21 protein-coding genes are annotated in these 24,559 nt (G+C 75.6%); 12 read left to right on the forward strand and 9 right to left on the reverse strand.

From position 1 onward, the window contains the following. Positions 1 to 177: 177 nt before the first annotated feature. The 7 genes from P9841_RS13760 to P9841_RS13790 all read left to right on the forward strand — a co-directional run bounded on the left by P9841_RS13760 (position 178) and on the right by P9841_RS13790 (position 7,839). Positions 178 to 558 carry a PLDc N-terminal domain-containing protein gene (locus P9841_RS13760; protein WP_283319215.1) on the forward strand — a complete coding sequence of 127 codons (381 nt, stop codon included), beginning with the start codon at positions 178 to 180 and terminating at the stop codon, positions 556 to 558. After that, positions 555 to 1,085 (forward strand): hypothetical protein, encoded by a 531-nt coding sequence (locus tag P9841_RS13765; protein ID WP_283319216.1) that lies wholly within the window; start codon positions 555 to 557, stop codon positions 1,083 to 1,085. The genes P9841_RS13760 and P9841_RS13765 overlap by 4 nt, the downstream gene beginning before the upstream one ends. An 88-nt stretch (positions 1,086 to 1,173) precedes the next feature. After that, entirely contained in the window at positions 1,174 to 2,808 is a 1,635-nt protein-coding gene (locus P9841_RS13770; RefSeq protein ID WP_283319217.1) for an AbgT family transporter, read from the forward strand. 37 nt (positions 2,809 to 2,845) lie between these two features. Further along, a complete protein-coding gene (locus P9841_RS13775; RefSeq protein ID WP_283319218.1) occupies positions 2,846 to 4,654 on the forward strand; it encodes an SLC13 family permease in 1,809 nt (602 codons plus the stop codon). A 28-nt stretch (positions 4,655 to 4,682) separates the two neighbouring features. Further along, positions 4,683 to 6,176, forward strand: a complete 1,494-nt coding sequence (locus P9841_RS13780; RefSeq protein ID WP_283319219.1) for a leucyl aminopeptidase family protein — start codon at positions 4,683 to 4,685, stop codon at positions 6,174 to 6,176. A 29-nt stretch (positions 6,177 to 6,205) separates the two neighbouring features. Next, positions 6,206 to 7,246, forward strand: coding sequence for a lysylphosphatidylglycerol synthase domain-containing protein (locus P9841_RS13785; protein WP_283319220.1), 1,041 nt, complete (start codon positions 6,206 to 6,208; stop codon positions 7,244 to 7,246). A 50-nt stretch (positions 7,247 to 7,296) separates the two neighbouring features. Continuing rightward, on the forward strand, positions 7,297 to 7,839 hold the full coding sequence (locus P9841_RS13790) for a GNAT family N-acetyltransferase (RefSeq protein WP_283319221.1): 543 nt from the start codon (positions 7,297 to 7,299) through the stop codon (positions 7,837 to 7,839). A gap of 10 nt (positions 7,840 to 7,849) precedes the next feature. Here P9841_RS13790 and P9841_RS13795 read toward each other — a convergent pair whose 3' ends face one another. The 6 genes from P9841_RS13795 to P9841_RS13820 form a co-directional block, all read right to left on the reverse strand. Further along, positions 7,850 to 8,209 (reverse strand): VOC family protein, encoded by a 360-nt coding sequence (locus P9841_RS13795; RefSeq protein ID WP_283319222.1) that lies wholly within the window; start codon positions 8,207 to 8,209, stop codon positions 7,850 to 7,852. Positions 8,210 to 8,310: 101 nt separating this feature from the next. After that, complete coding sequence (locus P9841_RS13800; RefSeq protein WP_283319223.1) at positions 8,311 to 9,420, reverse strand: substrate-binding domain-containing protein; 1,110 nt, start codon at positions 9,418 to 9,420, stop codon at positions 8,311 to 8,313. A gap of 84 nt (positions 9,421 to 9,504) precedes the next feature. Then, positions 9,505 to 10,794: a multiple monosaccharide ABC transporter permease gene (gene mmsB / locus P9841_RS13805; RefSeq protein ID WP_283319224.1), complete on the reverse strand. Its 1,290-nt coding sequence runs from the start codon at positions 10,792 to 10,794 to the stop codon at positions 9,505 to 9,507. Positions 10,795 to 10,819: 25 nt separating this feature from the next. Beyond that, positions 10,820 to 12,367, reverse strand: a complete 1,548-nt coding sequence (gene mmsA, locus P9841_RS13810; RefSeq protein WP_283319225.1) for a multiple monosaccharide ABC transporter ATP-binding protein — start codon at positions 12,365 to 12,367, stop codon at positions 10,820 to 10,822. A 268-nt stretch (positions 12,368 to 12,635) separates the two neighbouring features. Beyond that, on the reverse strand, positions 12,636 to 13,421 hold the full coding sequence (locus P9841_RS13815) for an ATP-binding cassette domain-containing protein (protein WP_283321959.1): 786 nt from the start codon (positions 13,419 to 13,421) through the stop codon (positions 12,636 to 12,638). A gap of 53 nt (positions 13,422 to 13,474) precedes the next feature. Beyond that, the gene (locus P9841_RS13820) at positions 13,475 to 14,650 is read right to left on the reverse strand and encodes an ROK family transcriptional regulator (protein WP_283319226.1); all 1,176 of its coding nucleotides are present in this window, start codon (positions 14,648 to 14,650) and stop codon (positions 13,475 to 13,477) included. A 187-nt stretch (positions 14,651 to 14,837) separates the two neighbouring features. Here P9841_RS13820 and P9841_RS13825 point away from each other — a divergent pair, with 187 nt between their 5' ends. Beyond that, the gene (locus tag P9841_RS13825; RefSeq protein ID WP_283319227.1) at positions 14,838 to 15,140 is read left to right on the forward strand and encodes a hypothetical protein; all 303 of its coding nucleotides are present in this window, start codon (positions 14,838 to 14,840) and stop codon (positions 15,138 to 15,140) included. Between the two features lie 43 nt (positions 15,141 to 15,183). Here the strand turns inward: P9841_RS13825 and P9841_RS13830 are convergent, their stop codons facing one another. Together P9841_RS13830 and P9841_RS13835 are read right to left on the reverse strand one after the other, a co-directional pair. Beyond that, entirely contained in the window at positions 15,184 to 15,678 is a 495-nt protein-coding gene (locus P9841_RS13830) for a glutathione peroxidase (RefSeq protein ID WP_283319228.1), read from the reverse strand. Between the two features lie 50 nt (positions 15,679 to 15,728). Further along, a complete protein-coding gene (locus P9841_RS13835; protein ID WP_283319229.1) occupies positions 15,729 to 16,535 on the reverse strand; it encodes a GNAT family N-acetyltransferase in 807 nt (268 codons plus the stop codon). A gap of 235 nt (positions 16,536 to 16,770) precedes the next feature. Here P9841_RS13835 and P9841_RS13840 point away from each other — a divergent pair, with 235 nt between their 5' ends. Further along, positions 16,771 to 17,829 (forward strand): GGDEF domain-containing protein, encoded by a 1,059-nt coding sequence (locus P9841_RS13840; protein WP_283319230.1) that lies wholly within the window; start codon positions 16,771 to 16,773, stop codon positions 17,827 to 17,829. A 55-nt stretch (positions 17,830 to 17,884) separates the two neighbouring features. Here P9841_RS13840 and P9841_RS13845 read toward each other — a convergent pair whose 3' ends face one another. Then, positions 17,885 to 20,368, reverse strand: a complete 2,484-nt coding sequence (locus P9841_RS13845; RefSeq protein WP_283319231.1) for a helix-turn-helix transcriptional regulator — start codon at positions 20,366 to 20,368, stop codon at positions 17,885 to 17,887. 289 nt (positions 20,369 to 20,657) lie between these two features. On the opposite strand from P9841_RS13845, the gene P9841_RS13850 reads away from it, so the two are divergent. The 3 genes from P9841_RS13850 to P9841_RS13860 all read left to right on the forward strand — a co-directional run bounded on the left by P9841_RS13850 (position 20,658) and on the right by P9841_RS13860 (position 24,269). Next, complete coding sequence (locus P9841_RS13850) at positions 20,658 to 23,258, forward strand: LuxR family transcriptional regulator (RefSeq protein WP_283319232.1); 2,601 nt, start codon at positions 20,658 to 20,660, stop codon at positions 23,256 to 23,258. Positions 23,259 to 23,457: 199 nt separating this feature from the next. Further along, entirely contained in the window at positions 23,458 to 23,781 is a 324-nt protein-coding gene (locus P9841_RS13855) for a helix-turn-helix domain-containing protein (protein ID WP_283319233.1), read from the forward strand. Then, positions 23,778 to 24,269: an ArsR/SmtB family transcription factor gene (locus tag P9841_RS13860; RefSeq protein WP_283319234.1), complete on the forward strand. Its 492-nt coding sequence runs from the start codon at positions 23,778 to 23,780 to the stop codon at positions 24,267 to 24,269. The genes P9841_RS13855 and P9841_RS13860 overlap by 4 nt, the downstream gene beginning before the upstream one ends. The last annotated feature ends 290 nt before the right edge of the window (positions 24,270 to 24,559 follow it).

A 24,559-nucleotide genomic window follows, 5' to 3' on the forward strand; every position in this document is an offset into this window, starting at 1 on the left:
GGCCAGCGGCGAGGGGTGACCGGAGCGGTGGCAGATGCCTCTAGGCGCCCGACCTCGGCGGATGTACTGTCGGCCTCACCTCCACCGGAGGCGCGGGACCGAGAAATGCGGCAATGGTGCCGCGGCATGACAACTGCGTGTTGATCCGGCAGGAAGCGTCGGAGATCGGAGCACCTCATGTCCCTCTGGGAGTCGTTCGTCCTCGTCCTCGAGATCTTCTTCTTCGTCGCCTACCTGCTGGTGATGTTCCAGATCATCGGCGACCTGTTCCGCGACCACAGCCTGTCCGGCGTGGCCAAGGCGGTCTGGGTGCTGTTCCTCGTCTTCTTCCCGCTGATCGCCGCGCTGGTGTACCTGATCGCGCGGGGCAAGGGGATGGCCGAGCGCAGCGTCGCCGGCATCCGTGAGCAGCGCGAGCGCACCGACACCTACATCCGCGAGGTCGCCGGGACGGCACCCGCCCAGGAGATCGCCACGGCCCAGGGGCTGCTGCGCGACGGGGTGATCACCGCCGAGCAGTTCGAGCAGCTCAAGGCCCGCGCGCTGGGGACGGCGTGACCGTCGTGACCCGGACGGACCGGCGGCGGCGGGCGGCGCTCGCGCTCGCCGCGCCGGCCACCGCGGCGGTGCTCCTGCTCGCGGGGTGCGCCTCCGGGGACGCGGGCTCGGGCTCGGGCACGAGCGAGCCGCCGGCGGACGACGGCACCGCGGACGTCGACCTGGTCGCGGGGTCCTCCGCCCTCGGGGTCCCCGCCGGGCTGGGCAGCCCGCCGGCGGACGCCGCGGCCGGGGCGGCCCGGACCGCGGACGCCGGCCTGCTGTACGTCGTGACCTTCGGGTCCAGCACGTGCCCCGTGGTGGCGGACCCCGAGGCGACGGCGGCCGGTGACGCCGCGGTCGAGGTGACGTTCCCGGAGCCGACCGACGACCCGTGCACCGCCGACTACGTCCCGGCGACCTCCGTCGTCGCGCTGCCGGACGGCGTCGACCCGGACGCCGACCTCACGGTCACGGTCGGCACCTGGGGCGACGTGACGCTGCCCGCCGGGTCGCAGGACCCGGCCTGGGCCACCGCGGAGGGCTGACCGGCCCACCCGTCCACGACGCCGCAGCCCCGTCGGGCGCCGGCGTCGGCCACCCACCCCAGCCGCTGGTTCCAGAGAGGGGATCGCCATGTCCGAGGTGGTGCAGGAGGGCCGGCCGTCCGGTCTGCAGCGCGTGCTGGACGCCGTCGAGCGGGCCGGCAACCGGGTCCCGCACCCGGTGATCATCTTCCTGGTGCTCATCGGGCTGCTGATCGTCGCGTCGCACGCGTTCGCCCTGGCGGGGACGTCCGTGACGTTCGAGCAGGCCGCCGTCTCCGAGCAGGTCGAGCCGAGCGGCGAGGCGCTGGTCGGCGACGAGCCGTACCAGTCGGCCGAGCCGGAGGTCGAGGAGGTCACGGTCGAGGCGCAGAGCCTGCTGTCGGCCGACGGGATCCGGTTCATCTTCACGTCGCCGGTCGCCAACTTCAACGGGTTCGGCGTGGTCGGCGTCATCATGGTCGCGATGCTCGGCGTCGGGCTGGCCGAGGAGGTCGGGCTGATCGGGGCGTTCATCACGCGCCTGGTCAGGGTGACGCCGCGGCGCCTCGTGACCGCCAGCATCGTGCTGCTCGGCGTGCTGTCGTCGATCGCCACCGACGCCGGGTACCTGGTGCTGATCCCGCTCGCGGCGGCGGTGTTCCACTCGCTCGGACGGCACCCGCTGGCAGGCCTGGCGGCGGCGTTCGCGGGCGTCGGCGGCGGGTTCGGCGTCAACATGCTCGTCACGCCGGTCGACGGGATGCTCGCGGAGATCACCAACGAGTCGATCGCGGACCCCGCGCGGCACGTCTCCATCACCGGGAACCTGTACTTCGGGATCGTCTCGACGCTCGTCATCACGCTGGTGGCGACGCTGCTGACGGAGAAGGTCGTCGAGCCGCGGCTCGGCACCTACCGGGAGGACGAGGCGCCGGAGCCGGCCGACGGCGACGCCGCGGCCCCGCCGTCGCACGAGCTCGGGCCGGAGCAGCTGCGCGGGCTGCGCTTCGCGTTCTGGGGGTTCGTCGGCGTCACCGCGCTGGTGCTGCTGCTCACCGTGCCGTCCTGGGGGCCGCTGCGGAACCCCGAGACGGGCAGCCTGATCGAGGACTCCCCGCTGATGGGGTCGATCATCTTCCTGATCCTGCTGTACTTCTTCGTGATGGGGTACTGCTACGGCAGGGGCGCCGGGACCATCCGCACCAGCATGGACGTCATCAACCCGATGACGAAGACGATCTCGGGCCTCGCGGGGCTGTTCTTCCTGCTGCTCGTCATCAGCCAGTTCATCGCGTACTTCACGTACTCCCAGCTGGGGACCATCGCCGCGGTGCAGATGGCGGACGTGCTGGAGCGCGCGGGGCTGCCGACGGTCTGGCTCATCGTCGGCCTGATCGTCATGACGGCGATCGTCGACATCTTCATCGGCGGCGTCGTGCCGAAGTGGGCGATTTTCGCGCCGATCTTCGTGCCGCTGTTCATCCAGCTCGGCATCTCCCCGGACGTCGCCCTGGCCGCCTACCGGGTCGGCGACTCCCCGGTGAACGTCGTCACGCCGCTCATGCCGTACTTCGCGCTCATCGTCATCTTCGCGGAGCGGTACCGGCGCAAGGTCGGCGTGGGGTCGGTGATCTCGCTGATGCTGCCGTACACCGTGGCGCTGCTGCTGGTGTGGACCGTGCTGCTGGTGGTCTGGTACCTGCTCGGGATCCCGCTCGGGCCCGGCGGCACCATCTACCTCTGAGCCCGCGCACCGGAACCCGCACCCGAGGCCCGCGACCATGTCCGACGCCACCCTGAGCCTGCTGGTCCTGGCGGCCGCCGTCGTGCTGTTCGTGTGGAACCGGCTGCCCGTCGGGGTGGTGGCGGTGCTGACCGCCCTGGCGCTCGCGGCCACCGGCGTCCTCACCTCGGAGCAGGCGCTGGCCGGCTTCGGCGACCCGGTGGTGGTCTTCATCGCGGCGCTGTTCGTGCTGAGCGAGGGGCTGGAGTCCTCCGGGGTGACGGCCTGGGCGGGGCAGCAGCTCCTCGCCCGCACGGGGCAGGGGCGCACGCGGGTGGTCGTCGCGCTCATGCTGCTGTCGGCGGTGCTCGCGGCGGTGGTCACCCCCAACGGGGCCACGGCGGCGCTGATCCCGGTGATGGTGCTCGCCGCGCGCCGGTCCGGCATGGCGACGTCCCGGGCGGCGCTGCCGCTCGCGTACGCCGCCAGCGCGGGCGCGCTGCTGACCCTCAGCGGCAGCACGGTCAACGTCATCGCCTCGGACGCGCTGGCCGGGGCGACGGGCGAGCGGTTCGGGTACCTCGAGTTCGCGGTGGTCGGTGCCCCGCTGGTGCTCGTGACGATCGCCGTCACGGTGCTGCTGGGCGACCGGCTGCTCCCGGAGCGCACGCCCGCGACGCTGCCCCGCGACTTCTCGGCCCACGTGGACACCCTGGTCGAGCACTACCGGCTGGACCACGGGTTCTTCCGGCTGGCGGTGCCGGCGGCCTCGCCCCTGGCCGGCACGGCGCTGCGGGACGTGGCGGTGCCGCCCGAGGTCGTGCTCGTCGGTGCGCAGGACGCGGCGGGCGGGCCGTGCCCCGACGGGCGCCCGGTGACGCCGGGCGACGTGCTGGTGGTCAGCGGGCCCGCGGAGGGCGTCACCGCGTTCGCGGCCGACCAGGCCCTCACGGTGGCCCGGACGCCGCTCACGCGCCGCACCCGCGAGGCGCTGCTCGACGCGCAGCGCGGCCTGGCCGAGGTCCTCGTCGCCCCCCGCTCGGAGCTCGTCGGCACGGCCGTGTTCCCGGGCATGGTGCGGGCGGGCACGACGGTGCTGGCCGTGAGCCGCCGCGGCCGCGACGTCGGCCCGCGACCCGTGGCGCTCGCGGAGGGCGACGCGCTGCTGGTGCACGGGAGCTGGGACCGCATCGAGGCGCTCGCCGCCTCGGAGCAGGTGCTCGTGGTCGACAGCCCGGACTCGGTGCGCCGGCAGACGGTCGCGCTGGGACCGAGGGCGGGCGCGGCGCTGGCGGTGCTCGCGGTCACGGTCGTGCTGCTGGCCACGGGCGTCGTGGCGCCGGCGGTCGCGGGCCTGCTCGGCGCGGTCGCCATGGTCGTCACCGGCGTGGTCACCCCGCAGCAGGCGTACCGGGCGATCTCCTGGCAGACCGTCGTGCTGGTGGGCGGCCTCATCCCGCTGTCCGTCGCCATCCGCACGTCCGGTGCGGCCGACCTGCTCGCGGGCGGGATCGTCGGGCTGGTGCCGGACGGCGACGACGGCCGGCTGCTGCTGGTCGCGCTCTTCGTGCTGACCGCGGTGCTCGGGCAGATCGTGTCGAACACGGCGACCGTGCTCATCGTCGTGCCGGTCGCGCTCGCCGCCGCCGAGGCGTCCGGCGTCCACCCCGCGCCGGTGCTCATGCTCGTCGCCGTCGCCGGTGCGGCGTCCTTCCTCACCCCCATCGCCACCCCCGCCAACATGATGGTGATGGCGCCGGGCGGCTACCGGTTCGGCGACTACTGGCGGCTCGGGCTGGTCACGATGCTCGCCTGGCTGGCCGTCGCCGTCCTCCTGGTGCCGCTGGTGTGGCCCTTCAGCCCCTGACACCCACCACGAGAGAAGAGGACCCGCCATGCGCGACGTCGACCCCGTCCCCTCCGCCACGTCCGTCCCGGCGACCCGGCTGCGGGTGGTCGCGCCGGACGACCCCGCGCTGCCCGCCGGCCCGCACGGCCTCGGCGTCGGCGTCGGCGGCCCGCTGCCCGACGGCGTGCCCGACCGGGAGGCGCTCGGGGACTGGGGGTTCGCCGGCCGGCCGGGGCAGACCCTGGTGCTCGACGTGGCCGCCGCGTCGCCCCGCGTGCTCGTCGGCTACGGCGCCGAGGCCACGCCGGCCGCGCTCCGGGACGCCGCGGCGGTGCTGGCGCGCGCGCTCGGGCACCGCGCGACGCTCGTGACGTCGCTGGCGGGGGCGGCGCCGGCCGGGGACGCGGCGCTCGCGGCGCAGGCCGTCGTCGAGGGCGCTGTCCTCGGCCGCTACCGCTACGACCCGCTGCGCACCGAGCCCGCCGGCGTGCCGCTCACGGAGATCGTGCTGGTGGTGCCCGCCGACCGCGTCGACGCGGCGCGCGCCGGGGCCGAGCGCGGCCTGGTGCTCGCCCGCGCGGCGGCGCTGTCCCGGGACCTCGCCAGCGCGCCGGCGGGGCACCTCACCGCCCCCGGCCTGGCGGACGTCGCGGTGCGGCTCGGCGGGGCCGCCGGGCTGCGCGTCGAGGTGCTCGACCGGGCGGCGCTGGTCGACCTGGGGTGCGGCGGCCTGCTCGGCGTCAACGCGGGGTCGGCGGTGGAGCCGCGGATGATCCGGCTGGAGCACGTGCCCGCCGGCCCGGCCCGGGGCGGCCACCTCGGGCTCGTCGGCAAGGGCATCACGTACGACTCCGGAGGCATCAGCCTCAAGCCGTCCAACGCCATGCACGCGGCGATGAAGATGGACATGACCGGGGCCGGGTCGATCCTCGCGGCCATGACCGTGCTCGCCGAGCTCGACGTCCCCGTGCACGTCACCGCCTACCTGGCCTGCACGGACAACATGCCGTCCGGGTCGGCGACCAAGCTGGGGGACGTGCTGACGACCCGGTCGGGACGGACCATCGAGGTGGTCAACACGGACGCCGAGGGCCGGCTGGTGATGGCGGACGCGGTCGACCTGGTCCGGGAGGCCGGCGTGGACGCGATCCTCGACGTCGCGACGCTCACCGGCGCCGCGCTCATGGCTCTCGGGCCGCTCACGGCGGCGGTGATCGGCAACGACGACGCGATGGTGCACCTGGTCGAGCACGCCGCGGAGCTGACCGACGAGCGGGTGTGGCGGCTGCCGCTCGACGCGCGCTACCGGCCGTGGCTCGACTCGGAGGTCGCGGACCTCAAGAACCTGGGCGGGGAGTCCGCGGGCGCGACGGTCGCCGCGCTGTTCCTCGCCGAGTGGGTCGGGACGACGCCCTGGGCGCACGTCGACATCGCCGGCCCGATGCGCTCCGAGACCGACGACGCGTGGCGCACCAAGGGCGCGACCGGGTTCGGGGCGCGGCTGCTGGTGGAGGCGATCTCCGCGTACGGCGAGCGGTGAGCGCCGCCGTCCCGGCCGGTGGTGGGGCGGTGCCGCCCGCCGGTGAGCCGCGGCGCCGGCGGCCGTGGCTGCGCGTCGCGGTGACGCTCGCCGCGGCGGCGCTGCTGTACCGGCTGGTCACGCGGCTGGTCGGGACGGTGGACTGGGCGGCGGTCGGCGCGGCGCTCGGCAGCCTGGAGGCGTGGGTCGTCCTCCCGCTCGCCGGGGCGCTGCTGCTGCGGCAGGTGCTGAACGCGGTGCCCCTCACGCGGTTCCTGCCGGGCCTGGGGATCGCCCGCTCGACGCAGAACGACCTCACCGCCAACCTGGTCGCGACGGTGGCGCCGCCGCCGGCCGACATCGCGGTCCGCGTCGCCATGTTCCGGTCGTGGGGGCTGGACCCGGTGCTCGGGATGGCCGGCGTCACGCTCAACTCGGTGCAGTTCTACGTCGTGCGGTTCGCGGTGCCGGTGCTCGGCCTCGGGCTGCTCGCCGGGCACGGCCTGGAGCGGCGGCACTGGCTGGTCGGCGGGCTGTGCGCGCTGGCGGCCGCGGTGGTCCTCGCCGGGCTCGCGCTGCTGCTGCGGGACGAGCGGCTCGCGGCGTGGGTGGGGACCACCGCCGGGCGAGCCGCCCGGGTGGTCCGCCGCGGCACCGACCCGGGGGAGTGGTCGGCCCGCACCGTGCGGCTGCGGGCGGAGACCTCGACCGGGCTGCGCACGGGGCTGGTGCCGTCGCTCGCGGCGCTGACCGGCATGGTGCTCGCCGACGCCGCGATCCTGCTGCTCGCCCTGCGCGCGGTGGGCGTCCGCGGCGACGACCTGCCGCTGACGCTCGTGCTCGGGGTGTTCCTGCTCTGCTACCCGCTGACGATCCTGCCGCTGTTCGGCTTCGGCGTGCTGGACGCGCTGCTGCTCGGCTGGTTCACGGCCTCCGGGGGCCAGCAGGTCGAGGCGGGGGTGCTCGCGGCGACCGCGGTGTGGCGGGTGGTGACCCTGCTCGGCACGCTCGCGCTGGGGGCGGTGGCGCTCGGGCTGTGGCGGGCGGGGGACCGCCGCGGTGCGCGGGCGCCGGGGCCGGCGGGGCGGTGACGGCCGCAAACCCGGCGACAGCGGGGGCTCGGCGGTCGTACGGTCGGGCCGTGCACGCCACGACGCCGCGCCTGGTCCTGCGGCCCTTCACCGCGGCCGACGGGGCCGCGCTGCACGCGTACCTCGGCCTGGCGGAGGTCGTGCGGTTCGAGCCCTACGGCCCGGTCACCCGGGACGGGGCCGAGCGGGAGGCGGCCCGGCGCGCCGGTGACCCGCGCTTCGTCGCGGCCGTCCGGCGCGAGGACGACGTGCTCGTGGGCCACGTGTACTGCGCGCCCGAGGGGCCGCCTGCCTGGCGCACCTGGGCGGTCGGCTACGTCTTCGACCCCCGGTACGGCGGCGTGGGCTACGCCACCGAGGCGGCCCGGGCGGTCGTCGACCACTGCTTCCGCGCCGAGGGCGCCCACCGGGTGGTCGCGGGGTGCGACCCGCGCAACGAGCGGTCCTGGCGGCTGCTCGAGCGGCTCGGGATGCGGCGCGAGGGGCACGAGCGGCGGTGCGCGTCGTTCGAGGACGACGCCGACGGCCGGCCCGTCTGGCACGACGCCTACCGGTACGCCGTGCTCGCCCAGGAGTGGGTCACCGCGGGGTGACCCGGCGTGCTCAGCGCCCCGGGCTGGAGACGCAGAACAGGTTCCCCTCCGGGTCGGCCATGACGACCCAGCCGTAGTCGTCCATGCCGTCGCGCCGCACCTCCGTCGCGCCGGCCGCCACGAGCTCGCGCGCGGCGACGTCGCGGTCCTCGCAGTGCACGTCGAGGTGCAGCTTGTTCTTGCCCGGCGTCGGGTCCGGCACGCGGATGAAGCACAGCCGCCAGCCCGAGCCGTCGACGGCCTCGATGATCGCGTGCGCGCGGTGCTCGGTCCGGTACACGTCCCGCCAGCCGAGCCGGTCGCGCCACCAGTCGGCGAGGGCGAACGGGTCGGTGCAGTCGACGGCGACCTGGGCGGGGGAGATCCGCATGGGTCTCACGCTAGGACCGGGGGCGACCCGGTGTCCGGCGGAAATCCCACGGACGCGGCGGAGGGGCGGACCCGCACCGGGCCCGCCCCTCCGGGTGACGCTCAGCCCTGGGTCAGCGGGAAGAGCGTGTCGTCGTCCTTGTAGACGTCCGCAGCGTTCTCCTTCGTGACGATGACCGGCGTCAGGAGGAACGACGGGACGACCTTCACCCCGTTGTCGTACGACTCGGTGTCGTTGATCTCCGGGTCCTCACCCTTCTGCAGGAGCTGGATCTCCTTGATGGTCTGGGCGACCAGCTCGCGGGTGTCCTTGTAGATGGTCGAGTACTGCTCGCCGGCCATGATCGACTTCACGGACTCCACCTCGGAGTCCTGGCCGGTGACCACCGGGGTGTCCTTGCCCGCCTGGGAGACGGACGTCAGGGCCGCGCGGCCGAGGGTGTCGTTCGGCGACAGCACGCCGTCCAGCTCGGTGTCCGTGTAGGAGCCGGCGAGGATGGTGTCCATGCGCTTCTGCGCGTTCTCGGCCTTCCAGCCCTGGGTCGCGACCTGCTCGAACGAGGTCTGGCCCGACACGACGACGAGGGTGCCGTCGTCGATCTTCGGCTGCAGGATGCTCATGGCGCCCTCGAAGAACGGCGTCGAGTTGGCGTCGTCCGGCGAGCCGGCGATCAGCTCGATGTTGTAGGGGCCGTCGCCCTTGCGCTCCTCGAGGCCCTGCAGCAGCGCCTGGCCCTGCAGGACGCCGACCTGGAAGTTGTCGAACGCGACGTACATGTCGACGGCGTCGGTGTTCTTCACCAGGCGGTCGTACGCGATGACGGAGGCGCCGGAGTCCTTGGCCGCCTCCAGCTGCGTGCCGAGCTGCGAGCCGTCGATCGCGCCGACCACGATGACGCTCGCGCCCTGCTCGACCATCGCCTGGATCTGGTTCTGCTGCTCGGTGACGCCGCTGTTCGCGAACTGCACGATCGGCTTGAAGCCGGCGTCGGTGAGGCCGTCGTTGAACAGCTGCTCGGCGAGCACCCAGTTCTCCGACGTCTTCTGCGGCAGCGCCACGCCGATGGTGGCGTCGGCCGCGAACCCGGCCGCCGCCTCGGAGGACCCGTCGGACGACCCCTCGGTGGACCCGCCGCGCTCGGACGAGCACCCCGTGAGCATCAGCGCTCCGGCGGCTCCGGCGGCGACGAGCGCCGCAGTCAGCTTCTTCATGGGTGGTGTCACTCTTCCCTCGGTTGGGCACCCCTCATCGGGTGCGGTGGCGTGCCCCGGCCGGGACCCGGCCGGGCGGGAGGTTCAGCGCTGGGCGAGGGTCTCCGGGGCCGACCCGGACACGGGCGCGGCGGACTCCGGCCCCTCCGGTCCCCCGGGGATCTGCGTCTGCCGGCGCGAGCGCATCAGCAGGCCGACGATCGACGGCCGGCCCTGGATCTTGTTGTAGACGTCGAACGCGACCGCGGCGAGCAGCACCAGGCCCTTGATCATCTGGGTGCTGTCGGAGCCGACGCCCATGAGCTGCAGGCCGTTGTTGAGCACCGCCATGACCAGGCCGCCGATGAGCGAGCCGACGACGGTGCCGACACCGCCGGAGACCGCGGCCCCGCCGATGAACACGGCGGCGATCGCGTCGAGCTCCCAGTTCGTGCCGTCGAACGGGCCGGACGCGGTGGACCGGCCGATGAACACGATGCCGGCCAGCGCGGCGAGCACCGACATGTTCATCATCACGAAGAAGTTGGTGCGGCGGATGTTCACGCCGGACAGCGACGCGGCGACCTTGTTGCCGCCCACGGCGTACACGTGCCGGCCGGTGATGGTCCGGTTGGACACGAACGCGTAGATCAGCACGAGCGCGACGAGGATGACGCCGGACACCGGGAACGACGTCCCGACGCGGCCCGACCCGAACAGCCAGGTGACGCCGGCGACGACGACCGACAGGCCGCCCGCGCGGACCACGGACACCCACGTCGGGACGGGGGAGCCGCCGAGGCGCCGGGCGGACCGGCGCCGCCGGGACTCGCCGTAGACGAGGGCCGCGATCGCGACGACCCCCAGGACCAGGGTCCAGTTGTTGAGGCCGGTGTTCGGCCCCCACTCCGGCAGGTAGCCCGCGCCGAGCGTCTGGATCTCCTTCGGCACCGGCACGGTGTTGGACTTGCCGATGTACTGGTTCGCGCCGCGGAAGAACATCATCCCGGCGAGGGTGGTGATGAACCCGGGGATGCCGACGTACGCCACCCAGAACCCCTGCCACGCGCCGATCACCGCCCCGACGGCGAGGCCGAGCAGGATGCCCGCCCACCAGGGGATGCCCCAGTCCCGGATCGCGAGCGCCACGATGATGCCGACCACGGCGGCCACCGAGCCGACGGACAGGTCGATGTGCCCGGCGATGATGACGAGCACCATGCCGATCGCGAGGATCAGCACGTACGAGTTGCCGTTGATGATGTTCTGCGCGTTCGTCGCCGTCAGCACCTTGCCGCCGGTCGCGATCTGGAACACCGCGATCAGCGCGATCAGCGCGAACACCATGCCGAACTGGCGGGCTCCGCCGCCGAACAGCTGCTTGAGTGACGTCATCGTCAGGGCCGTCCTTCTGCCGTGATCAGTAGGTGAGAGCCGGGCTGCTGCCCGTCATGAGGCGCATGAGGTTCTCCTGCGTGGCCTCCGACCGGTCGAGGACGCCGGTGATGCGCCCCTCGAAGATCGTGTAGATGCGGTCGCACAGGCCGAGCAGCTCGGGCAGCTCGGACGAGATCACCACCACGCCCTTGCCGGCGTCCGCCAGCCGGTTCACCAGGCCGTAGATCTCGTACTTCGCCCCGACGTCGACGCCGCGGGTCGGCTCGTCGAGGATCAGCAGGTCGGGCTCGGGGAACATCCACTTGCCGAGCAGCACCTTCTGCTGGTTGCCGCCGGAGAGCTTCACGACGCCGACCCGCACGGACGGCGCCTTGACGTTGAGCGAGCGCCGGTACTCCTCCGCGGCGAGGTACGCGGCGTCCGGGTCCAGCACGCCCCGCCGCGTGACCCGCCGCAGGTCGGAGGACACGATCGTGTCGGCGATGGTGTCGAGCAGGTTGAGCCCCTGGACCTTGCGGTCCTCCGGGACGTAGGCGATCTTGTGCGCGATGGCCTGCTGCACGGTGTGGAGCTCGACCGGCTCGCCGTCGATCGTGATCTGCCCGCCGAGCCAGCGCCCGTAGGACCGGCCGAACAGCGACCGGGCGAGCTCGGTGCGGCCGGCGCCCATGATGCCGGCGAAGCCCACGATCTCCCCGTGCCGGACGTGGAACGACGAGCCCTTGCAGACCAGGCGTCCGGGCACCTGCGGGTGCTCGACGGTCCAGTCCCTCACCTCGAAGAACGTCTCCCCGATGTGCGGGGTGTGCTCGGGGAACCGGTGGTCCAGGGCCCGCCCGACCATGCCGCGGATGATGCGGTCCTCGTCGACCTCGCCGGCCGCGGCGTCGAGCGTCTCGACCGTGCGGCCGTCGCGGATGATCGTGATGGAGTCGGCGATGGCCGCGATCTCGTTGAGCTTGTGGCTGATCATGATGCTGGTCATGCCCTTGGAGCGCAGGCCCCGCAGCAGGTCCAGCAGGTGCGCCGAGTCCTCCTCGTTGAGGGCGGAGGTCGGCTCGTCGAGGATCAGCAGCCGCACGTCCTTGGACAGCGCCCGGGCGATCTCGACGAGCTGCTGCTTGCCGACGCCGAGGTTCTTGATCTGCTCGTCGGGGGAGGCGTCCAGGCCGACGCGGGCCATGAGCTCGGCGGCGCGCTCGCGGGCCGTCTCCCAGTCGATGCCGAACCGGCCGGTGGTCTCGTTGCCGAGGAAGATGTTCTCCGCGATCGACAGCTCGGGGATGAGCGCGAGCTCCTGGTGGATGATGACGATGCCCGCGCGCTCGCTGGACTTGATGTCCTTGAAGCGCACCTCCTCGCCCTGGTAGACGATCTGGCCGTCGTAGGTGCCGTAGGGGTAGACGCCGGACAGGACCTTCATGAGCGTGGACTTGCCGGCGCCGTTCTCGCCGCAGATCGCGTGGATCTCGCCCGCGCGCACCGTCATCGAGACGTCGTCCAGGGCGCGCACGCCCGGGAAGACCTTCGTGATCGACCTCATCTCGAGGACGACGGGGGTGTCCGTCATCGTTCCTGCTCCCTGTGCCTCGCTGCACGGGCCGGCGTCGTCGCCGGTCGTGGTCCGCGTCGGACACTAGGGAGGTGGCGTCCTAGCCGTCAACCTCTGAAGGCAAGGAGCGCGCTTCGTTATCGGATCGCAACGCGCCGGGGCCGTCTCGGCGCACGATCGCCGCCCGTGTGGCGTCCCGGCGGGTGGGAGCGGGCCTCTCGCGGGTACGCGGCGCGCCGCTGACGCGCAGGTCAGCGGTATTGCCCACAACCTCTGAAGGCAATACCTACCGCGTGGCCCACATCGGCCGGATGACGCGGGTCGCCCCCGCGATGGCGCCGATGATCTCCTCCGGCGCCGACGTCCCGGCGTCGAACGACCCGTTGTTCCGCCCGTGGCGCAGCACCTCGATGCGGTCCGCGACCGCCCGCAGGTCCGCCAGGTTGTGGCTGATGAGGATCACGCCGAGCCCCATCGCCCGCAGCCGCTCCACCAGCATGAGGACCTCGGCCGTCTGCACCACCGACAGCGCGGCGGTCGGCTCGTCGAGCACGAGGATCCGCGGCCGGGTCGTCAGGGTCCGCGCGATCGCGACCGCCTGCCGCTGCCCCGCCGAGAGCTCGCGCACCGGCACCCGCACGGACGGCACCGAGACCGTGAGGTCCCGCAGCAGCCGCGCCGCCTCGAGCTCCATGCTGTCGGTGTCCATCGGCCCCACCCGCGACGTGCGCAGCTCCCGGCCCAGGAAGATGTTCGCCGTCACGCTGAGGTTCTCGCACAGCGCGAGGTCCTGGAACACCGTCGAGATGCCCAGCGCGTGCGCCGCGGCCGGGTTCGGGATGCTCACCGGCTCGCCGGCGACCTCCACCAGCCCGGCATCCGGTTGCAGCACCCCGGACACGATCTTTGCGAGGGTCGACTTGCCGGCCCCGTTGTCGCCCACCAGCGCCACGACCTCGTGCGCGTGCAGCTCCAGGTTCACGCCGGTCAGCGCCTCCACGGCGCCGAACCGCTTGGTGACCTGCCGCAGCGAGAGCACAGGGGGGCGCGGTGCCGCCTGCGTGCCTGCCATCGTCACCTCCTCGATCACCGCCGGCCCCGTCGCCGGTGCGTCGTCCACCTCGATCAGTCTCCGTCCTGGTGCTCGAACCAGTGCGTCAGCTCGTGGGTGTTCTCGAGGACGAGCAGCAGCGCACCGATCACCTCCGCCTGCGGCCCGAGCTCCGCGCCCACCACCTCCAGCGGCGCGATGTGGTTGAGCGGCACCCGCCGCCGGATCGCCTCGCGCATCGGGCCCAGCAGCACCTCGCCGGTCTCGGCCAGCTCGCCGCCCACCACCACGCACTGCGGGTTGACCGCGATCGCCAGGCCGGCCACCACCGCGCCCACCGCGGAGCCCGCGTCCTCGACGACCTGCCGGCAGCCCGGGTCGCCGTCGAGGGCCAGCGTCACGATGTCCCGCAGCGTCAGCGGCCCGCGGCTCGCCCGGAGCACCTCGATCAGCGCTGGCGCCCCGACCACCGTGTTGAGGCACCCGCGGCTGCCGCACAGGCACACCACCCCGCCGGCGTCCACCTGCACGTGCCCGATCTCCCCGGCCGTCCCGGCGAACCCGCGGTGCAGGCGGCCGGACAGCACCACGCCGGCGCCCGTGCCGTGCGAGACCCGCACGTACACCGAGTCCTGGTAGAGCCGCGCGGCGCCGACCCGGCTCTCCGCGAGCGCGCCGAGGTTCGCGTCGTTGTCGACGAACACGGGCACGCCGAGCCGCTTCGACATCACCTGCGCCACCGGCGCGTCGTCCCAGCCGCGCAGGATGCCGGGCACCGAGATGGTGCCGGTCGCCGCGTCCACCGGCGCGGGCACCGCGATGCCGATGCCGAGCAGCTCGCCCAGCGACGACCCGACGCGCTCCAGCAGCTCGACGACGAGCAGCGCCGCGCGGTCCAGGCTCGTGTCCGCGCGGTGCTCGTGCGGCAGCGGCAGCGTCTGCTCCACCAGCACCTGCTGCGCGGAGTCGGCCAGCGCGATCGACATGTGCCGGGTGCCGATCCGCACGCCCGCCGCGATGCCCGTGCGGTGCACCATCGTGACGAGCTGCGCCCGGCGGCCGTTGTGGATGGTGGTGCGGACGTCCACCGCGCCGGCGCCCTGCAGCTCGCGCACGATGTTCGACACGGTGGCCGCCGACAGGCCGGTGGCCGCCGCGAGCTCGACCTGCGTCAGGCCGCCGTAGCGGCGCACCGTCTCGATGACGGTGGCGCGGTTCGCCTCACGGAGGGCGGTCTGCGAGCCAGCCATCGCCGACAGCCTCCCGTCTCCTGCCGCACGTCGTCCACGCACGCGCTGGACGCAGGGTACTCGGTGCGCGTCGCGCCGCCGGGGCGTGACCGAGGTCGCGGACGAAAGTCCTGGTCCGGTGGTGAGCGCTTGCCGATCGGGAGACGGGGTGGTGCGCACCGCCCCGCCGACCGCCGAAGGGACACCCGTGCTCCGACCGACCCGCATCCTGCTCCGCGACGGCGAGACCCGGGCCCTGCTGCGCGCCGTCGACGTGCGCGGGCACACCGTGCGGATCGAGGGCACGGCCGCCAGCCTGCGCATCGAGGACGTCACCACGGGCACGCTGCTCGTGGACGCCCCGATGGCGGTGCTCGAGCTCATCGACGGCGAGACGATCCACTACTCGGGTGCGGGCCGGGTGCTGGACTCCCGCGAGCTGCGGTACCTGCGGATCACCCTGGAGTTCACGGAGCCGGCCCCGCGGTCGCTGCCCCGGCCGCCGCGCTGACGTCGGGACGCGCGGGGACCCGGGGCGGGGACCGTGGCGGCGGTCAGGCCGGTCCGGGACCGACCAGCTCCTCGACGGCGGCGACGACCTCCGGGGCGTCCGGGCGCACCCGGGGCCGGAACCGCCGCACCCGGCCGTCCGGCGCGACGACGAACTTCTCGAAGTTCCAGGTGATCCGCCCGGCGCGGCCCGCGTCGTCGGGGTACCGCGTGAGCGCCCGGTACAGCGGGTGCGCGTGCCGGCCGTTCACCGGGGTCTTCTCGAGCATCGGGAACGTCGCGCCCCACGTCGTCGAGCAGTACTCGGCGATGGCGTCCGACGACGACAGCTCCTGCAGGAACTGGTTGCTCGGCACCCCCACCACGGTGAACCCGCGCGGGCCGTACCGGCGGTGCAGCTCCTCGAGCTGCTCGTACTGCGGCGCCAGGCCGCACCGCGACGCCACGTTCACCACCAGCGCGACGCGCCCGCCGGTCAGCTCCCCGAACGTCGTGTCCTCGCCGCGCAGCGTGCGCACCGCGATCCCGTCCAGCTCCACGTGCCGCTCCTCGCCCGTCGTCGTCCCGCGCGTCCCTCCGGGCTCCCGGTCTACCACGGCAGGAGGTGGTAGTAGGGCGTCCGGGTGGACGGGGTGAACCCCAGGCGCAGCGCGAGCCGCGCCGAGCCGACGTTGTCCTCCCGGCACGACCACACCGGCGTGAGCCCGGCGTCCAGCACGTCCGCCAGCATCGCCGCCGCCGCGGCCGAGGCCAGCCCCTGCCGCCGGTACGCCGGGTCGGTCGCGATGCCGAGCTCCAGGTCGTCGCGCGTGCGGTACGACGTGAAGGCGATCGCCCCGGTGAGCCCGTCCCGCTCCACCACCGTGCCGCCCCCGTGCGCCAGGAAGCTCGCCGCGTCGGGCCAGAACCCCGACGGCACCACCGCCCCGGCCCACGCGAAGTCCTCGGCCGTGGCCCGCCGCGCCCGCCAGCCGTCCGGGGGGCGCAGCGCGCCGAGCCGCGCGCGGTGCGCGTCCGGGTCGGACGTGAAGTTGAGGCGGGTGTGACGGACGACCGCGCCGCGCGCCGGGTGGGCGCCCGCCTCCGCCAGCGGCACGGCGCCGAGCGCGTCGTCCCAGTCCGGCGCCGTCCACCGCGGGTCGACCTGCAGCCACTCCTCGTGCCCCGCGGCGCGGCGGGCGGCGAGGTGCGCGACGACCGCGTCCCGGGCCTCCCCGACCGCCGGGCCCCAGACGAGCGACATCCCGTACGGGTGCACCACGTGGAAGGCGCGGGGGTCGTGCTCCCGGTCGGCCCAGGGCACCGCGCCGGCGACGTCCATCGCGGCGCGGGCGAACCCGACGTTGAGGGGCACCGCACCGAGTGCGCGGCGGGCGTGGTCGAGCAGCGGGGGCACGGTTCTCCTCGGGTGGTGGGCGGCTGCGGGCAGCACGCTCCCAGGGGCGGACGTGGGGGGTCCATGGCCACTCGCGGCGAAGTTGCCTCGGCGTGCGCTCCCCGGGGCGGAGCCGTTCCCGTCGGGTCGGCCGGGCCTGCCGGGAGGCGCGGCGCCCGTCGCGGGCGGTGACGGCGCGTCGGCCGGTGCGGCGGATCCGCTCATCCGCCGTACCGCGCGTGTCGATACTCCGGGTGTGCGCCTCGTGACGCTCCAGCTGGAGGGCGACCCCGGGATGGGCGCGGACGACCGTCCGCGCTACCTCGCCATGGTCTACGGCCGGGTGCTGACCGCCGTCACGGGCACGATCGTCCTGCTCGCCTACGTGCTGTTCGACCGCGACGCCACGACGCTGCGGACCCTGGTGGCCGTCGCGCTCCCGCAGCTCGCGTTCGTCGCGCTGTCGTTCCGGGCCCGCCCGCACCCGTGGCTGGTGGCGGGCTTCCCCGTCGGCGCCCTGGGCGGTCTGACGAGCGTCGGCCTCACGAGCGACGCCGTGTCCACCGCGCTGCTCGGGCTCGTCGGTCTCACGTTCGTGTACACCGGCCTGTTCCTGCCGTTCGGCTGGTCGCTGGGTCTCGTCCCGCTCGGCTGGAGCACCTACCTGGCGCTGCTGCCCGTCCTCGACGGCCCGGGCGTGATGCGGCTGCTGACGTACACGGCCGTGTGGCTGGCGACGGCGTCCGCGCTCCGGTTCGCCAGCAGGATCGCGCTGCGGCACGAGCTGGCGCTGCGCGCCGCTGCGGAGACCGACGCCCTCACCCACGTCGGCAACCGCCGGGCGCTCGACGCGCAGCTCGCCGGCCAGACGCCCGGGGACTGCCTGGTGATCTGCGACCTCGACCACTTCAAGCTCGTGAACGACCGTCACGGCCACGTCGTCGGCGACCAGGTGCTGGTGGCGTTCGCCCGGCTGCTGGACGAGCACGTCGGCCGGCGCGGCATGGTGGTCCGGTTCGGCGGCGAGGAGTTCGTGCTGGTGCTGCCGCAGACGCACCCGAGCGACGCCGTCCGCCTGGTCGAGCGGGTGCGCGAGCAGTGGCGCGCGTCGGGGGCGGAGACGACGTTCTCGGCGGGCGTCGCCGTCATCCACGCGGGGACGCCGCCGGCCACGGCCCTCGCGTCCGCGGACATCGCGCTGTACGCGGCCAAGCGCGGCGGCCGGGACCGCACCGCGGTCGAGCCGGCCCCGCCGGGCACGCCCGGTCCGCCGTCGCAGCGCCCCTCGTGGGAGGCGGACGAACCGGCCCTCTGACGACGCCGGCCCGTGGCGGTTCGCGCCGTCCGCGCCGGCCGGTGCCCGACGCGGGTCAGCCCGCGTCGGGGTCCCAGTCCGCGGCGAGGTCGGTGCGGGCGGCGAGCCCGAGCTTGCGCAGCGCCCGGTACATGTGGCTCTCGACCGTCCGGACGCTGAGGAACAGCCGCGCGGCGATCTCGCGGTTGCTCAGGCCCGCGCGCGCGAGCAGGGCCACCTCCCGCTCCCGGTCGCTCAGCGGGTCGGCGCCCGCGGCCGTCCGCTCGACGGACGGGTCGAGGCCGTGGCCCGCGGGACGCCCGGCGGCCTCGGAGACCTGCGAGGCCGTCAGGGGCGGGAGCCCCTCCTGCGCGCGGAGCTCCGTGAGCCGGTCCAGCACGACGCGGGACTGCGCCGGCCCGAGGGTGGAGCGCAGCCCGCCCACGGCCGCCACGACGGCGGCGCCCGGGCCCTCGCTGAGCGCCCGGTGCAGCTCCACGACCGGCGCGAAGAGGGAGAGCCGGTCCGCGGGGAACCGGTCGAGGACGACCCGCAGCCGGTCCGGCGGGTACACCCACGCGATCCAGGACCAGCACACCATCGCGGCGGTCAGGTGCCCCGCCTCCGCGGCGCCGAGGCCGTGCTCCCACAGCAGCCGGTTCCCCGCCTCGACCTCCCCGCGGGCGTAGTGCGCCTCGGCCTCCGCCCAGGCCGTCAGCGCGCGCAGCAGCGGGTCGCCGGCGACGTCGCGGTGGTCGAGCTCCCGCAGCAGCAGCTGGGCGAACCGGAGGTTGCCCGCGCGTGCGTGCACGACCGCGCCGAGCGGCACCACCCGCAGCGGCATCGGGTCGTCGAACGGGCCGGGCAGCCCCAGCCGCAGCGCGACGCTCAGCCAGGGCCACGCGTCCTGCCCGCGGCCCGACACGATCTGCAGGCCCGCGAGGGTCGACGTGTGGGCGCGCACCGAGACGGCGTCCAGCTCGGCGGCGGCGTGCGCCAGGTGCGTCCGCGCCCACGTCGACGCCTCCTCGACGCGGCCGTCGAACAGCAGGGCGTCCGTCCGCAGCGCCTCGAGGGCGGCGCGCACGGGCTCCGGCGGGGGCGCCTCCGCCGACCCGAGCAGCGTGAGCGCCTCCTCCGGCCGGCCGTCGTGGACCGCCGCCCGCGCGGCGGCCACCAGCTCCCGCGCCTCCGCGAGCGGCGTGCGCGCGTCCGCGGGCAGCCCGAGGCGCGTGGCGGTCCGTCCCAGCGCGCCCGCGTCCTCCTCCGCCCAGGCCGACCACTGCGCCTGCTGCTCGAGCAGCCGCGCGACGTCGGCGGGGTCGTCGTCCGGACCCCGCTCGACGTGGGCGAGGACGTCCCGGACCAGGGCGCGGTCCGGGGAGCCGGAGAACGCGTCGAGCAGCGCCACCGCGTGCCGCACGGTCGGCGCCTCGCGCCACGCCGCCCGCCGGGCGGCCCGCTGGACGGACACGCGGTCGAGCAGCAGGCCCGCGGTCGCGGACGTCCACGCGGCCGACGGGTTCTCGGCGGCGAGCTGCCAGGTGAGCGTGTCCGGCACCGCCGGGTCGACCGCCGTGTGCGGTCGCGGCGAGTAGTCCGTGCCGAAGTGCGCGCGCACGACGGCGTCGTCGTGCCGCGCCTGCGCCGGCGTCCGCCGCCGCACGAGCCCGTGGGCGAGCGCCGGCGGGGTGACGAGCACGAGGCCGTCGGGGTCGGCGGTCGACGCGGTGAGCCGCCCGCGGGCGAGCAGCTCGTCGAACCGGCCCGCCCCGGCCAGCTCCGCGGCGTCGGCGGCGGGCACCGGTCCCGTCCACGACAGCAGCGTGAGCGCGTCGACCAGCCCGGGGTCCAGGCGACGGGTCAGCGCGTGGACGGCCGCGTCGAGCGGGGCGTCCTCCAGCGGCCCGACCAGGTCCCACACACCGTCGACGCGCTCCGCCGCGCCGGACCACCGGGCGGCGTCCAGCAGCGCGAGCGCGACGGCCGGGTGCCCGCCGGACTGGTTGAGCAGCGCGGCGGTCAGGGCGAGCGCCGGCGGGCCCTGCAGCCGGTCCGCGAGGAGTCCGGCGGTCCCCGGCTCGCCCAGCGGCGCGACGGCGACCTCCGCGGGGGCGCGGCCGGCGAGCGTCCGCCGGGCCGGGCCCTCGAGGACGGCGGAGTCCACGGTCGCCGCCAGCAGGCAGGACGTGCGGCGCAGCAGCTCCTCGACGACGACGAGCGTCGCGGGGTCCAGGTGGTCCAGGTCGTCCACCGCGAGCACGTTGCGGCGCCCGGCGAGCTCCTCGGCGAGGACGTCCACCAGCTCCGGGAGCGGCGTGCGCCCGGCGGACCGCGGCGTCCGCGCGAGCTCGTGCAGCAGCACGGGCGTCAGGGGTGGCGCCTCGGGCACGTGCGAGGCGCGCAGCACCAGCACGTGGGTGCCCGCGGCGGTCGCCCGCCGCACGAGGTCGTCGAGCGCGGTGGTGCGGCCCGAGCCCTCCTCGCCGCGGATCAGCACGTCGCGGCCCAGGTCGAGCCACCGCAGCGCGTCGCCCGCCACGTCCAGGGTCTGGTCCATCGCCCACCTCCTGAGCAGCACCGTCGCGCAGCCCATCCTGTCCTGAGCGGGAGCCCGTGCCAATGCCCGGCGCGCCACCTACGGAGCCGTCGCGGGCGCCGTTGCGTGGTCCCGGGGTGCCGCACCCTGGGTCCGACCGGGTGCGCGCCGCCGACCCCCGGTTCGCGCCCCCGGCCCCCCGGTGGAGGTGCCGTCGTGGACGGCACGGCGCGCACCGCCCCTCGACCCTGCGTGACGCCGCCCCCGGTGTGCGCGCCCGGGTACTCACCGCACGGAAGGACGCCTCACCATGACGCAGACGCGCGAGCGCGCCGCGACCCTCCGGGCGGCGCGACGGGAGAGGGGGTGGCGGATGGGCGTCGTCGCGGACGTCGTCGGGTACCTGAACGAGGGCGTGAGCGTCGACGTCGTCGGCCACCGGGGCTCCGGGCGCTCGCACGTCGCGGACCTGGTCGAGCAGACGCTCCACGACGAGGGCGTGCCCGTCCTGCGTCTGACGGGGGTCCCCGCGCTGCGGGACCGCCCGCTCGGGGGGATCTCCGCGGCGGGCTTCGAGCTGCCGCGCGGCGGGGCGTCGAGCGTCGGCGAGGTGCTGGCCGCGCTGCGGCCCCGCGTCCGCGGGCGGGGGGCGGTCGTCGTGGTGGACGACCTCGACGGCCTCGACGCCGCCAGCGCCGGAGTCGTCGCCGCGCTGCGCACCACCGTGCCGGCGCCCACCCTCGTGACCCGGCGGCTCGGCACCGAGCGGGACGAGGCGGTGGTCGCCGTGCTCCCCGGGATGCAGCCGGGGATCCGGCTCCCGCTCGCCCCGCTCCGCTTCGGCGAGGTCCACGCCTGCGCGCAGGAGCTGCTGGGCGGCCCCGTCGACTCGTCGACCGTCGCCCGCCTCGCGACCAAGTCGGGCGGCCTGCCCGGGCTGGTGCGCGCGCTCGTCACCGTCGGCCGGCGCGCGGGCACGCTCACGTACGACGGCGCCGTGTGGCGCGCGACCGCCCCGCTGTGGTCGCCGGAGCTGGCGCACACGCTCGACGGCTACCTGACCGGCCTCGACGCGCGGACGGTCGAGGAGCTGACGCTGCTGGCCGTCGCCGGCCCGCTCGACGTCCGGCGCGTGCGGGCGCTCGTCGACGACGCCCGGCTGCTGGACCTGCAGCGGGCGGGGCTCGTCGGGGCGCTCGACGGCTCGGGCAGCGGCGCGATGGGCCTGTACCCGCCGCTGCTGGGCGAGCACCTCGTCGCCCACTGCCCGGCGACGCTGCGGCTCGACATCGAGGCGCGGCTCGCCGACGAGGTGCCGGCCGTCCCGCACCCCCTCCGGGCGGCGGGCGGCGCGCGGGTGCACAGCCCGGAGGCGGTCGTCAGCACGCGGCTCGCCGACCACTGGGAGGAGGTCCGCGACCGGCTGCAGCAGGCCTGGGCCGAGGACCGGGCCCCGGCGGCGGGCGCCCGGCTGCTCGAGGCGACGCTCGCCTCGCCGGTGCGCACCGGGCCCGGCGTCGACGAGCAGGTGGTCGAGGTCTACCGCGGCACCGCGCGGGAGATCGGGGGCGACGCGGACCGGGCGCAGCTGGAGGCCTGGTACGCGGTGTACCTGGCCGTGGGCCGCCGGCGGCTGGCGGACGCCCGCCGGGTGCTCGCGGACGCCGAGCTCGCGGTGCCGTCCCACGGCGCCTACCTGCGCGCCACCGCCGCCCACCTCGGCCTGCTGCTCGACCGCGTCCCGAAGCCGCCCCGCACCACCGCCGCGGAGGACCGGAGCCCGCTCAACGCGGAGGCCAGCCGGGGGGTCGCGGTGGAGACGGAGCTGGCCCGGGGGCGCACGGCGGCGGCGCGGTCGCTCCTGGCCGCGGCCGTGCCGGAGCTGCCGCTCTTCCACCGGCACCACCAGGCGTGCGAGGGCCTGGCCCGGGTGCTGGCCGCCGAGCAGCCCGACCCCGCGACGTGGACGACCCCGCCGGCCGACCTCGGGCAGCTCGCGTCGGACCCGGCCTCGTTCCGGCCGCTGGCGTACGTGACGGCGCTGGGCATGGCCGTCGGGGGGCACGTCGCCGCCCTCGACGACTGGCTGTCCTCCGCGCTCACCGTGACCTCCGTGGGGACGCTGCAGCGGCACTACCACGTCGGCCTGCTGTCGGTCGCCGTGCTCGCGGCGCTCTGGCGCGGGGAGGACGCGTACGCGGCGGGCATCGCCCGCCAGGCGGCGGCGACCCGGCAGCCCGCGGGGCCGCTGCCCCTGATGGCGTCCGGGGAGGCGCTCGTCGCGCTCACCGAGGGCGACGCCGACGGCCTGTGGGCGGCGGTGGACGCGCACCTCGCGGGCGGGTACCTGACCGCGGCGCTGTTCCTCGCCGTCGAGGCCCTCGAGCGCCGGCCCGACGGCGCGCGGGCCCGGGTCGTCGCCGAGCTCGGTACCCGCGTGGACGGCGGCCTGCTCGAGGCGCTCGTGGAGTACGCCGTGGCGCTCGGTCACGAGGACGAGGCGGCGCTCGCGGAGGCCGCCACGCGGTTCGGGCGCTGCGGCGCGGTCCTGTACGAGGTCCGGGCGGGCGTCGCCCGGGCGCGGGTGCTCAAGCAGCGGGGGCTCGCCACGGAGGCCGTCGCGCAGGTGGAGGCCGCGTGGGCCGCGTCGCTCGACGTCGCGCGGCACGCCCCGGGCGTCTTCTCGCCGTACCTGGACGCCCTGGAGCTGTCGCCGCGCGAGCTCGACGTGCTGCGGCAGGTCGTCGTCGGGCTGGGGACGTCCGAGATCGCGGCCGAGCTGAGCCTGAGCGTGCGCACGGTCGAGAACCACGTCTTCAGCACGTACCGCAAGATCGGCGTCGAGGGCCGGGCGGACCTGCTGCGCGTGGCCGCGACGTGGCTCGGGCCCCGGCTGCGGACGGGCGGATGAGGTACCCCGCCCGCCCGCCGATCACCCCCGCCCGAGGGCTCCCCGGTACTCAATCCGCCCCCGTCCGACCCGCGTCCTGCCGGCATCCCGGCACGACGGCCCGCTCCCGTCCCCACGATGGGGGCACCGCTCGCGGCCGCGGGCCCACGCAGCCGCCCGCCACCACCGCCGCGCAGCGCACCGACCCCGAGGAGCCCGCATGACCGCCACGTCCGACCTGGCAGACCCGTCGCGCGGACGCCTGGTCGCACGGCTCCTCGGCGGCCCCCTCGGGGCGGAGCAGGCCGGGCAGCTGCCGGCCGCCGACGCCCGCGCGCTCCGGGAGCTGAGCGAGCGCGGTCACGTCGAGGTCGGGCGGGACGGCTCGGTCCGTCTCGCCTCCGCGACGCGCGACCGGTTCCTCGACCGCCTGCTCACCGCGGTGCTCGGCGTGGCGCCCGCGGGGCACGTCCCGGCCGTCCACCGGTCCGCCGACAGGGACGCCCGGGCCGCCGTGCCCGGGGCGGTCCACCCCGCCCGGTGAGGACGGCGACAGCCGCCGCCCCGGCGGTCCGCGTCCTCGCCCCGCCCGACGAGCACGACCCGGCAGCCGGTGAGCTCTCGACCGCGCTCGCGGCGGTCGTCTCCCCGAGGTTCGCGGTGCTGCAGCTGCTCTCGGCCCGCCCGGGGATGATCTGCCGGGAGATCGCGGACGCCCTCGGGATGTCCCGGTCCGGCGTGCTCAAGTACCTCGGCGAGCTCGAGCGCGCCGGGCTCGTCGTCGGGGACGCGCTCCTCGGCGAGCGGCGCGGCCGCCAGGTGCGCTACGCGGTGCGCGACGGCGCGGTGCTGCAGGTCGTCGGGGAGATCGCCGACGCGATCGTCCCGCGCGGGCTCGAGGTGCTGGTGGGCGCGCGGCGCGACACCCGGCAGCCCCACCGCGCGCGCCCGGCGGACGCCCGCGCGCGCCGAGCCCCCGCCGAGCGGGCCGCCCGGGGCACGGGCGCCGCACTGGCGCACGCGCAGGCCTGACCCGCCGCAGCAGCGGCAGGCGGGGTCTCGCCGCGAGCCGGGGACCTCGCCAGGTCGTGTGGCGAGCCGGGGGCTTCGCCGGGGTCTCGTGGCGAGCCGGGACCTCGGCAGGTCGCGTGGCGAGCCGGGGGCTTCGCCGGGACGTGGCGGCGCGCCGGGGGCTTCGCCGGGACGTGGCGGCGCGCCGGGGGCTTCGCCGGGTCTCGTGGCGAGCCGGGGACCTCGCCGGGGCCCGGTGGAGCCGGGGACCCGCCGCGTTCCGCGCCCGCCGTGGTGCGGGCGGCTCCGAC

It is taken from the genome of Cellulomonas sp. ES6 (assembly GCF_030053835.1).
GTDB lineage: Bacteria > Actinomycetota > Actinomycetes > Actinomycetales > Cellulomonadaceae > Cellulomonas.

What these genes read in the sequence shown, in the direction of transcription:
- P9841_RS13800 (WP_283319223.1), bottom strand. Translation starts at nt 9,420, where the DNA reads ATGAAGAAGCTGACTGCGGCGCTCGTCGCCGCCGGAGCCGCCGGAGCG.
- mmsA (WP_283319225.1), bottom strand. Translation starts at nt 12,367, where the DNA reads ATGACGGACACCCCCGTCGTCCTCGAGATGAGGTCGATCACGAAGGTC.
- P9841_RS13760 (WP_283319215.1), top strand. Translation starts at nt 178, where the DNA reads ATGTCCCTCTGGGAGTCGTTCGTCCTCGTCCTCGAGATCTTCTTCTTC.
- P9841_RS13780 (WP_283319219.1), top strand. Translation starts at nt 4,683, where the DNA reads ATGCGCGACGTCGACCCCGTCCCCTCCGCCACGTCCGTCCCGGCGACC.
- P9841_RS13815 (WP_283321959.1), bottom strand. Translation starts at nt 13,421, where the DNA reads ATGGCAGGCACGCAGGCGGCACCGCGCCCCCCTGTGCTCTCGCTGCGG.
- P9841_RS13855 (WP_283319233.1), top strand. Translation starts at nt 23,458, where the DNA reads ATGACCGCCACGTCCGACCTGGCAGACCCGTCGCGCGGACGCCTGGTC.
- mmsB (WP_283319224.1), bottom strand. Translation starts at nt 10,794, where the DNA reads ATGACGTCACTCAAGCAGCTGTTCGGCGGCGGAGCCCGCCAGTTCGGC.
- P9841_RS13795 (WP_283319222.1), bottom strand. Translation starts at nt 8,209, where the DNA reads ATGCGGATCTCCCCCGCCCAGGTCGCCGTCGACTGCACCGACCCGTTC.
- P9841_RS13770 (WP_283319217.1), top strand. Translation starts at nt 1,174, where the DNA reads ATGTCCGAGGTGGTGCAGGAGGGCCGGCCGTCCGGTCTGCAGCGCGTG.
- P9841_RS13845 (WP_283319231.1), bottom strand. Translation starts at nt 20,368, where the DNA reads ATGGACCAGACCCTGGACGTGGCGGGCGACGCGCTGCGGTGGCTCGAC.
- P9841_RS13775 (WP_283319218.1), top strand. Translation starts at nt 2,846, where the DNA reads ATGTCCGACGCCACCCTGAGCCTGCTGGTCCTGGCGGCCGCCGTCGTG.
- P9841_RS13850 (WP_283319232.1), top strand. Translation starts at nt 20,658, where the DNA reads ATGACGCAGACGCGCGAGCGCGCCGCGACCCTCCGGGCGGCGCGACGG.
- P9841_RS13820 (WP_283319226.1), bottom strand. Translation starts at nt 14,650, where the DNA reads ATGGCTGGCTCGCAGACCGCCCTCCGTGAGGCGAACCGCGCCACCGTC.